Below are 13487 nucleotides of genomic sequence, written 5' to 3'. Positions count from 1 at the left end.
CGTTTGAGTGGTGGTCTTTCGCTTCGTTGCGATGATCAGCTGTCGTTAGTTTAGGCGGCGGTGATCTCGGGGAGTATCACCGCCTCGTCGATGGTGGGGGTGGTCGCGGTGAGCTCGGTCATGGAGGCTTCGGAGAAGTAGCGGCGGTCGGCGGCTTCCCATTCGTCGTGTTGCTCGACGAGGACGGAGCCGGCCAGGCGGAGCAGGGCGGCGTTGTTCGGGAACACGCCAACGACGTCGGTGCGGCGCTTGATCTCCCGATTGAGGCGTTCCAGCGGGTTCGTGGACCAGATCTGTCGCCAATGCCGGGCGGGGAACGCTTTGAACGCGAGGATGTCGTCACGGGCGTCGGTGAGCATCACGGCGGTCTTGGGGTGGACGCGCTCGATCATGCGCACGACTTCGTCGAACTGGGCATCGATGTGCTCGGCGTCGGGTTGGGCGAAGATCGTGCGGATCACGCTGGCGACCATCTCCTGCCGGCCCTTCGGGAGGGCGGTCAGGACGTTGCGCATGAAGTGGACGCGGCAGCGCTGCCAGGCGGCGCCCTGCAACACGGTCGCTGCGGCCTTCTTCAGTCCGGCGTGGGCGTCGGAGATCACCAGCTTCACCCCGCCCAGACCTCGTGTCTTCAACGAGCGCAGGAACTGCTTCCAGAACTCCTCGGTCTCGCTGTCTCCGACATCGAAGCCCAGCACGACCCGCCGCCCGTCAGCGGCGACGCCGATCGCGACGACGACCGCCTGGGACACGACACGGTGGTCGATGCGGACCTTGCAGTAGGTCGCGTCGAGGAACACGTAGGGGTAGGCGATGTCAGACAGCGAGCGGTCGCGGAACGATGCGACCTCGGCGTCGAGCCCTTGGCAGATGCGGGACACCTCGGACTTCGAGATGCCAGTGTCAGCGCCGAGCGCTTTGACGAGGTCATCGACCTTCCGGGTTGAGACGCCGTGGAGGTAGGCCTCCATCACGACCGCGAACAAGGCTTGGTCGACCCGGCGGCGCCGCTCCAGCAGCGACGGGAAGAACGACCCCTGCCGCAACTTCGGGATCCGCAACTCCAGATCCCCAGCCGTGGTCGACAGCACCCGCGGCCGGGAACCGTTGCGGGTAGTCGTGCGCTCGCTCGTGCGCTCGTAGGGGGCGGCGCCGATGAATGCGGCTGTCTCCGCGTCGATCAGCTCCTGGTAGAGCCGCTCGGTCGCGGCTCGGATGCGGTCGGTGGTGCCGGTGAGCTTCAGTTCCCCGAGCAGCTCGAGGAGGGCAGACTGGTCAAGAGCCATCGTGCGGTGTCGTCTTTCTGTGTGAGTTCTTGGTCGTTCTCACTGACCATCGCACGATGGCTCACCCCGTCGCGGTCACGACGCCGCGGGCCCGAAAGACCACCACCCCGCGGGACTCCAGGCTCGCTTCGGCATCGAGCACGATCCGCGACGCCCGCGTGGACTGCGCGGGCAGGGGCAGCTTGCGGCGGGCGGGCATGTTGGCGAAGAACAGCTGGAGCCCGTGCCGGGTGCCTTCGTCGAGGTCGATGTCGCGGCCGGGCTGCTGGATACGCCGCGCGGATTCGATGCAGAGCCGGCAGGCACCACGTTCGCCGATCGGGAGGCGACGATGGCAGAAGCGGCAGTCGCCGACCGGGTTGTGACTCGCCCACCAGGCGCAATGCCGGCACCGCCACTGGTGCCCCCGATAGACGCCCCAGGCGTAGCAGTCCTTGCACTGACCGATGTAGTGCGGGCTGCCGGGGTGGCACCGCTCGCACAGGCCCTGACTGAAGTAGTCCGGCGAGCCGCACCGCTCGCACGACGGAGCGGGGAACGGGCCGCCGGGGAGGCAGCCGTAGCAGTAGTCGACGCTCGGCCAGTGCCAGGCCGCGCGGTTCACGCCGCAGGTGAAACAGAACTTCGGCGGCCGGAACCGGGAGGTCACTCCCGGTTTGGTGCTCACAGCGGCGGCTCGGGCCGCTTGCCGTTGTAGCGGGGCTTGACGATCGACGGCGAGCCGTTCGCCGCCTGCTCCTCGACGGTCTTCGCCGGTCGACGCGCTGCCGCGCCGTCGAGGTCCGCGGTCAACAGGTCGCCGGGCGTGCAGTCCAGCACGAGGCAGATCACGTCGAGGTCGTCCAGCCGCAGCGTGGTCGGGGTGCCGGTCCACAGGCCCGACATCTTCCCGACGCTCATCTCCAGGCCGGCGTCCGCGAGCAGCCGCCGCAGCTCCGAAGACTTCCAGATGCCGCGCTCGGCGGCGGCCATGCGCAGGTTCCATTTCATGGGTTCACACTCTCCCTCCGAATCGGGTCTCCAGCCGCCGGTTCGCGGTCAGCCACGCCTGCTCGACGTGGTCGCTGGAGACGTGGATGTAGCGGGTCGTGGTGGATAGCCACTCATGCCCGAGGATCTCCTGGATCGCTTTCAGATCCATACCCGCGCCGTACAGCGACGAGGCGCAGTAGTGCCGCAGGACGTGCGGGGTCATCCGGCCGACCCAGGCCGGCAGGAACACGACGGTCTGCGCTTTGAGTCCTTGGCGCAGCACGTCGTCGCTCGCCCGTGAGCAGCGTCCAAGGTCCTGGTCGAACCGCTCCGAGGGAATCATCGGCGCGTCGGGGTTGTCCCAGTCCGGGCCGAACAGGTGCCGCACCTCCGCGAGCCACCAGTCGATCAGCCGATCGGCGCCGTTGATCGCCGGCACCAGCCGCGGCTTCACGCCGCGGCCGCGCGAGCCCTTCCCGAAGCGGACGTGGAGCTTGCCGAACTCGCCCAGATCAGGCCGCCAGTCGCGGATGTCGAGTTTGGCACTCTCGTTGATCCGCAGCCCCAAGCGCCGCCAGAGCGATGCGGCGAAGTAGTCCCGCGCCGCCGGAAGGAACTTCCGCGCGCTCGACAGCGAGCTGCGCCATCCCGCGAACAGATGGTCGACCTCGGCGTCCGACGGCGGCACGCGGATCTTGCCGAGCGAGTTGTTCGACTGCCGGTTGTACTCGTCGATGGGCTGCTCGAGGACGAACCCGGTCAGCGCATGCACGTCGGCCCGGTAACGGGCGATCGCGAAGTCGTAGAACTGAGCGAGCGTCTTCGCCTTGCCAGCCCGCGTGCTCACAGCCAGACCCGCCCGACGCAGACCCGCGAGGAAGCGATCGGCGTCGTCCGGCGCCGCGGCCCAGAGCGGGGCGGCGAGGCTCTGCCGGAACTCGAACACCGCGGCCCGCGAGGACTGGATGTGCCCGTCGGTCAGGCCGGCCGCTGCCATCGCCAGAGCGAACTGGTCGACGAGCTCCTGCTCGAAGTCGGCCACATCCTGCTCGTCGCGGAAGCCACGGGCGCTGCCGATGCTTCGCACCACAGCGAGCTTCATGAGCCCGTCAGTTCATCAGCACCGCACATACGTCAACAATACACAGATTCTTTCAGAAATCATGAAATCTCTACAAGAATCGGGTATCGGTGGCGATCCCTGCGTACCTCGCTCCTATGAGAGATCGAGGGAGCAGATGGCCGAACGAACTCACGGCAGTTGGGACAGGCGTGGCGTGAAGCCCCGCTACCGGCGCGGCAGCGACGCGGCCGACGAGCCCGACAACACGGCGATGACCGCCCAGCCGATCATCCACGTCCCGCACGTCCGGGTCGACGTCGCACCCGACGGTGCCCTGGCCGTCACGGTCGACGGCGCTCCGCTCACCCCACCGGAGGCGCTGTCGCCGCTGCGGCGCGACACCTTCGGGGCGCTCGCCGACCACCTCACCACCGCCCTCAACGGGCCGATCCGCGTCGAGGTGTGTGAGGCGGACGGCTCGACCTTCACCGACATCCTCACGCCACCGCGCCGCCGGAGCCGCTTCGCCCCTCCCGAGCCTGCCTTTCCCCAGCAGGCTTCGGCTCCGGCGGCTGCGGTCCCTGCGCTGCTCGAGGTGAGCGCGGACGGGTTCGTGCCCGGCGAGGACGTCGCCCTGGCCGTCATCGTCGCCCACTCCGACGCCGGCCCGACCGGGCACGGCCGCGCCCTGCTGCAACGGCACCTGCTCGAGCTGGCCCCGACACGCGAGGTGCTGCTGCTAGGCCGCATCTCCGGCACCCTGTCCGTCCACCATCCCGACCGGGACCGCCCGTGAGCACGACGACGGGACGCGGCCCCGAAGACCTGCTCGCGAACCTCGGCATCGGCCTACTCGTCGCCGTCGCCGGATTCGCCGGGGTGCTTCGGGTCGCCGGGGCGATCGCGGCGTTCCTGACCGGGGCGCCACAGCCGGCAGGCGGCATCGAGGCCGGCCTCGGCGTGCTGCTGCGTCCCGGCGACCCCGGCGATCCACTGGGCGCGCCGAGGCTGAACCCGGTCGTCTACTGGATCGTCACGGCCCTGCTGCTCGCCGTCCTCGGCGTCGCAGGCTGGTGGGGCTGGTCGCTGCTGCGCCGGCACTCGACGACGACCCGCCGCGACCCACACCGCATCCAGGGCACCGCGACCGGAGCGGAGGTCGCCCAGGCCGCCTCCAGCCGGGCGCTTCTGCGCCGCGCCTCCACGCTTCGCCCGTCCCTCTCGGAGCCGAAGCCGGCCGACGTCGGCTACCTGCTCGGCCGCTCGCACGGGCGCCAAGTGTGGGCGTCGGTGGAGGACAGCATCCTGCTGATCGGCCCGCCTCGGGCGGGCAAGGGCATGTTCGTCGCGATCAACGCCATCCTCGACGCCCCGGGCGCGGTCGTGACCACCTCGACCCGACCCGACAACCTCACCGCAACGCTTCGCGCAAGGCTCCGGCGCGGCCCCGTCGCGGTGTTCGACCCGCAGCACCTGGCCGAAGGCGTGCCGGCGGGGCTGCGCTGGTCGCCCGTGCGCGGCTGCGAGACCCCGCTGACGGCGATGATCCGTGCGACGGGCCTGGCCGCCGGCACCGGGCTTTCCTCGGGCGGAGTCGAGGGCGGCGGGTTCTGGGAGGGCAAGACACGCACCGCGCTCCAGGCGCTGCTGCACGCCGCGGCTCTCGACGGCCGCGGGGCCGCCGAGCTGTTCCGCTGGACCCTGGACCCGACTGCCGCCGCCGAGGCCGTCGCGATCCTCACCGCCCACCCGCAGGCGGCGACCGGATGGGCCGAGTCGCTGGAGGCGATGATCCACGCCGACCCCCGCACCCGCGACTCGATCTGGCAAGGCGTCTCCCTCGCGTTGAGCTGCCTGGCCGACCCGCGCGTGCTGGAAGCGGTCACCCCGCGCCCCGGCGAGGACTTCGACCCCGCGGCGTTCCTCACCCAGCGCGGGACGCTCTACCTGCTGGCGACCTCCGCGGGCGCCGGCGGTTCCTCGGCGCTGGTGTCCGCGTTCGTCGAAGACCTTGTGGAGACCGCCAGGCACCTGGCCGCGACCTCACCCGGCGCTCGCCTGGACCCGCCGCTGCTGCTCGCGCTGGACGAGATCGGGAACCTCGCGCCCCTGCCGAGCCTGCCCACGCTGATGGCGGAGGGGGGCGGCACCGGGATCACGACCATGCCCGTGTTGCAATCCCTCGCCCAGGCGCGGGAGAAGTGGGGCGAAAACGCCGCCGCGGCGATCTGGGACGCCTCCATCGTCAAGATCGTCCTCGGCGGCGCGTCCGGCTCACGCGACCTGCAAGACCTGTCGACCCTCATCGGGGAGCGGGACGAGACCACCCACTCGGACACGATCGGCGACCGCGGATCGCGCTCCTCGCAACGCTCCGTGCGCCGCGTGGCCGTGATGCCGCCCGAGACGATCAGAACCTTGCCGTTCGGCACCGGGATCACACTGCTGCGCTCGGCCCCGCCCATCGTCACCGATCTGCGGTCGTGGACGAGCCGCGAGGACGCCGCGACGCTGAAGGCCGACCGTGCCGAGATCGAGGCATCGCTGCGTCGTCCCGCATGACTGGCAGCGGGCGCGCACCTGCCTGATGGGAACGGCCGCGGCTGGCGGCTGTCACGACAGGCAAGGAGCACGACGTGAGCATCCAGACCCAGCAGTCACTGACCGGGTTCATCGCGACCGAGCCGCAGCTGACCACGACCTCCAAGGGCCAGGCCCGGTTCTACGCCAGGGTCGGTGTGCGGCATCAGCGCGTGGAGCCGGACGGCACCACGACCGACCTCGAGCCGACGTTCCACCACCTCGTCCTGTTCCGCGCCGCCGCTAAGCGCGCTCACGCCCAGTTCGCAAAGGACGACAGCTTCGTCGCCAGCGGCCGCGTTCACGCCTTCACGTACGAGCGGGACGGGAAGACGGTCCCCGACGAGGAGTTCATCGCGACCGCGATCGGGCACGACAGCCTGCGCACCCGGTACGGCGTCGACCGCAGCCGACGCGCCGGGCAGGCCGTGGAGGCGGACGCCGCCGAGCGCCCCTCGCCGCGACCGCGCCGCAAGCCGGCCCCGATCGGCGACGCGCCGCAGCGCCCGTCCGCAGAGTCCACCGCGGTCGCCCTCTGAAGGACGGGCCTGCCATGAGCACCCCCGACGAGACCCTGCGCGAGCCTGCGCCCGACGGGGGTCCCGAGTTGCTGCCGGAGCCGCCGCACCCGGTGAACTGGAACATCCTGACCGCCGACGAGGCCGAGACCGAGTGGCTGGAGCTCAACGCCTGGGTGAACTGGCTGCGCCGCACCTACGGGCTGCCGGCCGCGGTGATCCCGCCGCTGTGGCACCGGCACCCCGAGCTCGTATGGGAACTGAGCGCCCTGCACCTGCACTGGCTGGGCGCCTACGACCCGGAGCAGAACGGTTCCGCGCCGCTGGGCTGGCACCGGGACTTCGCCGACGCCCGGCACCGGCTGCGCGAGTGGGTCGCCGCATCCGGCACCCGCCTGGACCGCGACCGCCCGACCCGGCAGACCGTGTGGCCCGGCGAGGAACCCGCCGCGCCGGTCGAGGAGACCCCGATCACCGACCGGGACGCGGACTTCGTGCAGCACGTCCTCGACGACGTTGCCCGACGCCGGGCGGCCGAGGACGAGTTCTACCGCAACCTCGACCCGGACACGGGCGAGATCCACCCCTGAGCGTCGGCGTCCGATCACGGGAGCATCCATGCCAGTCTCGCCGCGCAGTCCTGACGCGGAGGCGACCTGATGGCCGCGCGCCGCAACCGCGACCCGCACCCGGGTCAGCTCGCGTTCGACCTGTGGGGGCTGGACGAGCGCACCGCCGACGAGTCGCTGGCCGGCGCGCTCGCATCCGAGGTGCCGGACGAGGCGGCCGGGGAGGAACACGCCGATGAACAAGTACGCGGCAGCAGCCCGAGCGCATTGGGAGAAGACGGCCCCGACGAGGCTTCACGCACTGGAGAACCCGGAGGAGTTTTTCACGAACCTGGGCCTTCAGGTGCAGGCGGAAGTGTCGGACCTGACGGCGATGCTGGCTGGGACGCGCTCTTCGGAGCAGAATTACTTGCAGGAGGTCGCCCGGCTGGTGACGGCCCGGCGGATAGCGGAGGAGGTCGTGATGGCACAGCTGGTGTGGATCGGCGACCCGGAGCTGCCGCTGGAGCAGGCCCGCGAGGAATGGGAGCAGACCCGGACCTCAGACGACAACCTCGTGACCTGGGCCGAGCGGATGCAGGACTCCCCGGACTTGATGCCCTCGACGGTCGAGCTGGAGCAGATGGCGGCCGACTGGGCGGTGCCGGTGACGTTCCTCGAGGGCCTGGTGGCGACCGAGCCGCCGCGGGACTACCTGCGGGAGAACGAGGCGGTACTTCAGGAGGCGGCGACGATTCGCTTCCTGCGCGAACTGAGCTAGCCGCCCCAGCCAGGTTCGTCCCCGCCTCGCAGGACGACCTGGCGCCCTCCGGGCAGAAGGCCAGGTTCCAGGCGAACACCGCCGCGATCCGGCTCGCGCGCACGCTGGCCGCCGAGGACCGGGCCGCGACCGCGGAGGAGCAGCAGGTGCTCGCCCGCTGGTCGAGCTGGGGGGCGCTGCCCGATGTGTTCGACGCGGCCAAGGACGGCTGGGACGCCGAGCGCGCCGAGCTGCGTGGCCTGCTGGACGAGACGGAGTGGGACGCCGCGGCGCGCACGACGATCAACGCCCACTACACCGACCCGTTGATCGTCCGGCAGATGTGGCGAGCGATGAGCGCGCTCGGCTTCGCCGGCGGCGCCGTGCTGGAACCCGGCTCCGGGGCGGGGACGTTCATCGGCCTCGCACCGGCGACGGCGCAGATGACCGGCGTGGAGCTGGACCCGGTGACCGCGGCGATCAGCCAGGGCCTCTACCCGCACGCGACAATCCGCGCCGAGTCGTTCGCCGACACCCGCATGCCCGAAGCGCACTTCGACGCCGCGATCGGCAACGTGCCGTTCGCCGGCGTCGTCCTGCACGATCCGGTCCACAACGGCACCAAGCAGACGATGCACAACCACTTCATCCTCAAGTCGCTGCGGCTGACCCGGCCCGGCGGGCTCGTCGCGGTGCTGACCTCGCACTACACGATGGACGCGCAGAACCCCGGCGCGCGCCGGGAGATGAACGCCCTGGCGGATCTCGTCGGGGCGATCCGCCTGCCCACCGGCGCGCACCGCCGCGCGGCAGGCACGGAGGTGCTCACCGACCTGCTCATCTTCCGCCGCCGCGAGGACGACCGACCGCCAGCCGACGACCTGTGGGAGACCGTCACGCCGGTCAACATCGACGGGCGGCTGGTGAAGATCAACGCCTACTTCGACCACCGGCCAGAGCGGATGCTCGGCACCGTCGGCGTGCAGCAGGGCATGTACGGGGCGGACACGCTCACCGTCACCGGCGACCTCGCCGAGCTGGAGAGCACACTGGCACTCGCCGTGGACGAGATCGTGTTCGCCGGGCGCCGGCTCGGGCTGACGATGAGCGAACGCACCGAGGCGCAGCAATCCCGCCGTGCCGCGTTCACCCCGTCGGCGCCGGCCGCGTGGGACGGCAGCATCGTCCCGGTCGACGGCGGCGAGTTCGCGACCGTCGCCTCCGGCGCGCTGGAACCGTTCGCCGTACCCAGGTCGGCGGCGACCGAGCTGCGCTCCCTCCTCGGGCTGCGCGACCGCGCCACGGCCCTGCTAACCCTGGAATCGGCCACGGTGGACGACACGGCCGAGGTCACCGAGGCGCGGGCCGCGCTGCGACGCGACTACCAGAAGTACCTCGGCAAGTACGGCCCTCTCAACCGCTACACGCTGCGTCCGACCGGGCGCCAGAACCCGGCCGGGGACGACACCTACGCGCGGATCGTGCCGACCCCGATCCGGCTGCTGCGCTCCGACCCGTTCGGACCCCTGGTGCTCGCCCTGGAGCAGTTCGACGACACCGAGCAGACGGCCACTCCGGCGGCGATCATGACCCGCCGCGTCGTCGCCCCGCGCCCAGAGGTACAGGGAGTGGAGACGCCCGCCGACGCGATCGCGGTGAGCCTGGACCGCACCGGCGGCATCGACCTGACCCTCATCGCCGACCTGCTGGGGATGCCTGAGCACGAGGCCCGTCCGGCGCTGGACGGGATGGTGTTCACCGATCCGGTCGGCGGCGAGCTCGTTCACGCCCCCGCCTACCTGTCCGGCGACGTGCGCGGGAAGCTCGAGGCCGCCAAGGCGCGCGCAGCCGACGAGCCCGCGTTCCAGGCGAACGTCGACGCGCTGACCGCCGTGCTGCCGGCCGCGCTCGGCGTGGAGGACATCACCGCCCGGCTGGGCGCCGTGTGGATCAGCGAACGCATCCACGAGGTCTTCCTCAACGCGATCCTGAAGACCTCCGACGTGCGGGTGGAGAATTCGCTGCCGGGCATGTGGGAGGTCCGCGGCGGTCGGGCAGGCGTGCTGTCCACGAGCGAATGGGGCACCGAGCGGCGCCCCGCGCCCGACATCGCCCAGGCCGTCATGGAGCAGAAGACCCTGCTCGTCTACGACGAGGTGGAAGACGTCGGCGGGAAGGTCCGTCGCGTCCTGAACCCGATCGAGACGACGGCCGCGCAGGAGAAGGCCGACCTCATCCAGGAGCGGTTCGGCGAGTGGGTGTGGGAAGACCCCGCCCGCGCCGCCGCGCTCGTGGACGAGTATAACCGGCGCTTCAACTCGATCGTGCTGCGCGATTACAGCGAGGCCGGCGACTACCTCTCGCTGCCCGGCATGGCGGCGAGCTTCGAGCCGCGCCCGCATCAGCGCGCCGCGGTCGCCCGCATGATCGCCGAGCCCTCGGCCGGGTTGTTCCACGAGGTCGGTGCCGGGAAGACCGCCGAGATGGTGATGGGCGCGATGGAGATGCGCCGCATGGGCCTGATCGCCAAGCCCGTCGTCGTCGTGCCCAATCACATGCTCGAACAGGTCGGCCGGGAGTGGCTGCAGATTTACCCGCAGGCGCGAATCCTCGCCGTCTCCAGCGGTGACCTGACCGCGGACAAGCGCCGCACCTTCGTCGCCCGCGCTGCGGCGAACGAGTGGGATGCCGTGATCTTGACCCAGGGGGCGTTCGCGAAGATCCCGCTGCGCACGGAGACCCAGCAGGCGTACATCCGCTCACAGGTCGATGACGTCAAGCAGGTGCTCGACCAGGCCGAGGGCGAGGACCGGATGAGCGTCAAGCGCATCCAGCGCAAGCTCCTGGCCCTGGAGAACAAGCTCAAGGACCGCACCGACACCGCCCGCGACGTCGGGGTCTGCTTCGAGGACACCGGCATCGACTACGTGATCGTCGACGAGATGCATATGTACAAGAACCTGGCGACGGAGTCCAACATCCGTGACGCCTCGATTGAGGGCTCGGACCGGGCGACCGATCTGCACATGAAGCTCGAGTATCTGCGCTCGCAAGGACGTGAGCGGGTCGTCACCGGGGCGACCGCGACGCCGATCTCCAACTCGGTCACCGAGGCATACGTGATGCAGCGCTACCTGCGTCCCGACCTGCTCGACGCGGCCGGGATCGGGGCGTTCGACGCCTGGGCGGCGACGTTCGGGCAGACCGTCACGCAGATGGAGATGGCCCCGACCGGGAACAACACGTTCCGCATGAAAACCCGCTTCGCGAAGTTCTCCAACGTGCCGGAGATGCTCAAGATGTGGTCGATCTTCGCCGACGTGAAGACCGCCGAAGACCTGCAACTGCCCACCCCCGACCTCGTTGCCCGCGACGACGGGCAGCGGGTGCCGGCCACGGTGCCGGTGCAGCCGACCGTGGAGCTCGAACGGTTCATCGAGCACCTGGGCGCGCGGGCGGAGAAGATCGCCGCGAAGGCGGTCCCGCCCAACGAGGACAACATGCTCAACGTGTCCACCGACGGCCGCAAGGCCGCGCTTGACATTCGCATGATCGTCCCCAACCGACCCTCCGGCCCGACGAAGATCGACGCCGCCGCCGACGCGATCCACCGGGTCTGGGAGCGCACGCGCGACAACGAGTACCTCGACGTCATCACCGGGCAGCCCTCGCCGGTGCGCGGGGCGTTGCAGCTTGTGTTCTCCGATATCGGCACGCCGAACCCCGACCGCTGGAACGCCTACGACGAGCTGCACGCCCAGCTCGTCCTGCGCGGGATGCCGGGCGAGGCGATCCGGTTCATGCACGAGGCCAAGACCGACACCGACAAGGCCCGCCTGTTCGCCGCCGCCCGCGCGGGGCACATCGCCGTGCTGCTCGGCTCGACCGAGAAGATGGGCGTGGGCACCAACGTCCAAGCAAGAGCGGTCGCGCTCTACCATCTGGACTGCCCGTGGCGTCCGTCCGACATCGCCCAGCGCGAGGGCCGGATCATGCGGCAGGGCAATCAGAACGCCGAGGTCGCGATCGTCCGATTCGTGACCGAGCGATCCTTCGACTCCTACATGTGGCAAGGCGTCGAGCGGAAGGCGACGTTCATCGCCCAGCTCATGCGGGGCCGGCTCGACACACGCGAGATCGAGGAGATCGACTCCTCGGCCCTGTCCGCCGCGGAAGCCAAGGCGATCAGCTCCGGCAACCCGCTGCTGCTGGAGCACTCCACGATCCAGAACGAGGTCACAAGGCTGCGCCGGCTGGAACGCGCCTACCACCGCAACGAGTCGATGCTCATCCACACCCGCGACCGTGCCCGCGGCGACGCGCGGCGCGCCGAGAACGACATCGAGCACCTGGAGGCCGCGGTGCCGCGCATCCGCGACACCTCCGGCGACAACTTCCGCATCGAGCTGCGCGGCACGCACTACGACTCGCGGGTCGACGCCGGGCACGCCCTCGCCCGGTGGGCGCACGACTCCGACCTGAAGTGGGCGCCCAAGTACGCGACCCGAGACTACGGCGTCATCGGACGCATCAGCGGATTCGACGTCCACCTGGGCACCCGCCCGATGCTCGGCGACCTGCTCATGGAGGTCAGGCTCGACGACGTGCCCCGCAGCGGCTTTACCATCTCCCGCGAGCTGTTCCTCGAGGGAGGCGTCGGCGTGATCCAGCGCATCGAGAACCGCGTCTCGGGCATCCCCACCCTGCTTGGGCACGCGCGCGACGACCTCGCCGTCGCCGAGCAGACCATCTCGGAGACCGAGGAACGCATCGGCCAGCCGTTCCGCTATGCGGCTGCCCTCGCCGATGCCGAGACGGACCTGAGCCGCGTCGAGGTACAGCTGGCCGCGATGCAGGATAGCGGCGAACAGCCGCCCGCCGTCGAGGAGGCGCGGATCACTGTGGAGGCCGTCCGCGCTCACCGGCCCGCGCTCGGGGTGCGGGCCGACCCCGACCGAGCGGTGGTCGACCTCGCCGTGGTCGAACGCTCGCTGGCCCCGCAGCGTGAAGGACCGCAGTTCGGCCTCTGACGCCGTGCGTCAGAACAAGGTCGGGGCGTCCGGGCGGGCCGCGGTCGGCCGCGCCCCGAACGACGAGGCCGGCGCCAGCCGGCGTGGGGAGCGCAGCGGCTCTTCTGGCATGAGGCGGCTCGCCAGCACCGCCTTGACGTCGCTCCACAGATCCGGGCGGTCCAGGTGCGCGTCCTTCTGGCAGTCGCGAGCCAGGTCGCTCAGGAACCGCTCACGCCTCGCCGGCGTCGACAACTGCTCGTCGTAGAATCCGTGAATGTCGTAGTGCGCGATGAAACCGAAGTAGCCGTGCGTCGAGAGCCCCAGATACAGCGGGCGCGTGAACTGCTCGCGAGGGAAGTCGTCGGCGATGAACCGCAGCAGCGAGTTCACGAACCGCGCCTTGCGTTCCGGGGTGCCCGAGCCCCAGCCCGAGTCGACGAACTGCTCCGGCCGGTATCGAGGGGTCGCCATGATGCTGCTCCGCTTCTTCGCCGCGGGCAGACGCCCGCACCATGAAGGTGCGCGTCGTCGAGGCGGGGGAGTTGCGCGCACCTGTACGTCATGGGCGAGACAAGAACCGACCATGCCGCTCCCGGAGGGCTCGCGAACGATCCGCTCCCGCCGACCTTCGACGTCGTGGCCTGGACGCGACAGGCATGCGAGGCGTCGGGGGTGCCGTTCGCCGTCGAAGACCCGGTAGTCCTGGGCCGACTCTGCGCGCTCATGGAGCATCCGGCCTGACCCAGCA

12 protein-coding genes are annotated in these 13487 nt (G+C 70.4%); 7 read left to right on the top strand and 5 right to left on the bottom strand.

Annotated features, from left to right (window positions below; all coding sequences use genetic code 11):
- Positions 1 to 50: 50 nt before the first annotated feature.
- The 4 genes from P8R59_RS18650 to P8R59_RS18635 form a co-directional block, all read right to left on the bottom strand.
- Positions 51 to 1286 carry an IS256 family transposase gene (locus P8R59_RS18650; protein WP_046746337.1) on the bottom strand — a complete coding sequence of 412 codons (1236 nt, stop codon included), beginning with the start codon at positions 1284 to 1286 and terminating at the stop codon, positions 51 to 53.
- 61 nt (positions 1287 to 1347) lie between these two features.
- The gene (locus P8R59_RS18645; protein WP_278102264.1) at positions 1348 to 1953 is read right to left on the bottom strand and encodes a hypothetical protein; all 606 of its coding nucleotides are present in this window, start codon (positions 1951 to 1953) and stop codon (positions 1348 to 1350) included.
- The gene (locus P8R59_RS18640) at positions 1950 to 2276 is read right to left on the bottom strand and encodes a helix-turn-helix domain-containing protein (RefSeq protein WP_119076375.1); all 327 of its coding nucleotides are present in this window, start codon (positions 2274 to 2276) and stop codon (positions 1950 to 1952) included. Before P8R59_RS18640 ends, P8R59_RS18645 begins: the two co-directional genes overlap by 4 nt.
- Before the next feature lie 4 nt (positions 2277 to 2280).
- On the bottom strand, positions 2281 to 3360 hold the full coding sequence (locus P8R59_RS18635; RefSeq protein WP_119076373.1) for a tyrosine-type recombinase/integrase: 1080 nt from the start codon (positions 3358 to 3360) through the stop codon (positions 2281 to 2283).
- Between the two features lie 175 nt (positions 3361 to 3535).
- Between P8R59_RS18635 and P8R59_RS18630 the strand changes: the two genes are divergently transcribed.
- The 6 genes from P8R59_RS18630 to P8R59_RS18605 all read left to right on the top strand — a co-directional run bounded on the left by P8R59_RS18630 (position 3536) and on the right by P8R59_RS18605 (position 12757).
- Entirely contained in the window at positions 3536 to 4117 is a 582-nt protein-coding gene (locus P8R59_RS18630) for a hypothetical protein (RefSeq protein WP_246159740.1), read from the top strand.
- Complete coding sequence (locus P8R59_RS18625) at positions 4114 to 5883, top strand: type IV secretory system conjugative DNA transfer family protein (RefSeq protein ID WP_100345583.1); 1770 nt, start codon at positions 4114 to 4116, stop codon at positions 5881 to 5883. The genes P8R59_RS18630 and P8R59_RS18625 overlap by 4 nt, the downstream gene beginning before the upstream one ends.
- A 74-nt stretch (positions 5884 to 5957) precedes the next feature.
- A complete protein-coding gene (locus P8R59_RS18620) occupies positions 5958 to 6440 on the top strand; it encodes a single-stranded DNA-binding protein (protein ID WP_100345582.1) in 483 nt (160 codons plus the stop codon).
- Positions 6441 to 6454: 14 nt separating this feature from the next.
- Positions 6455 to 7009 carry a hypothetical protein gene (locus tag P8R59_RS18615; RefSeq protein ID WP_100345581.1) on the top strand — a complete coding sequence of 185 codons (555 nt, stop codon included), beginning with the start codon at positions 6455 to 6457 and terminating at the stop codon, positions 7007 to 7009.
- A 214-nt stretch (positions 7010 to 7223) separates the two neighbouring features.
- Positions 7224 to 7748 carry a hypothetical protein gene (locus P8R59_RS18610; protein ID WP_100345580.1) on the top strand — a complete coding sequence of 175 codons (525 nt, stop codon included), beginning with the start codon at positions 7224 to 7226 and terminating at the stop codon, positions 7746 to 7748.
- A gap of 146 nt (positions 7749 to 7894) precedes the next feature.
- On the top strand, positions 7895 to 12757 hold the full coding sequence (locus tag P8R59_RS18605) for a helicase-related protein (protein WP_211294559.1): 4863 nt from the start codon (positions 7895 to 7897) through the stop codon (positions 12755 to 12757).
- 9 nt (positions 12758 to 12766) lie between these two features.
- Here the strand turns inward: P8R59_RS18605 and P8R59_RS18600 are convergent, their stop codons facing one another.
- On the bottom strand, positions 12767 to 13210 hold the full coding sequence (locus tag P8R59_RS18600; protein WP_100345579.1) for a hypothetical protein: 444 nt from the start codon (positions 13208 to 13210) through the stop codon (positions 12767 to 12769).
- 90 nt (positions 13211 to 13300) lie between these two features.
- Here P8R59_RS18600 and P8R59_RS18595 point away from each other — a divergent pair, with 90 nt between their 5' ends.
- Positions 13301 to 13480 carry a hypothetical protein gene (locus P8R59_RS18595; protein ID WP_100345578.1) on the top strand — a complete coding sequence of 60 codons (180 nt, stop codon included), beginning with the start codon at positions 13301 to 13303 and terminating at the stop codon, positions 13478 to 13480.
- Positions 13481 to 13487: the final 7 nt, after the last annotated feature.

The organism is Microbacterium proteolyticum, assembly GCF_029639405.1.
In the GTDB taxonomy this organism is placed as follows: Bacteria; Actinomycetota; Actinomycetes; order Actinomycetales; family Microbacteriaceae; genus Microbacterium.
This window is presented reverse-complemented; position numbering and strand designations above follow the sequence as displayed.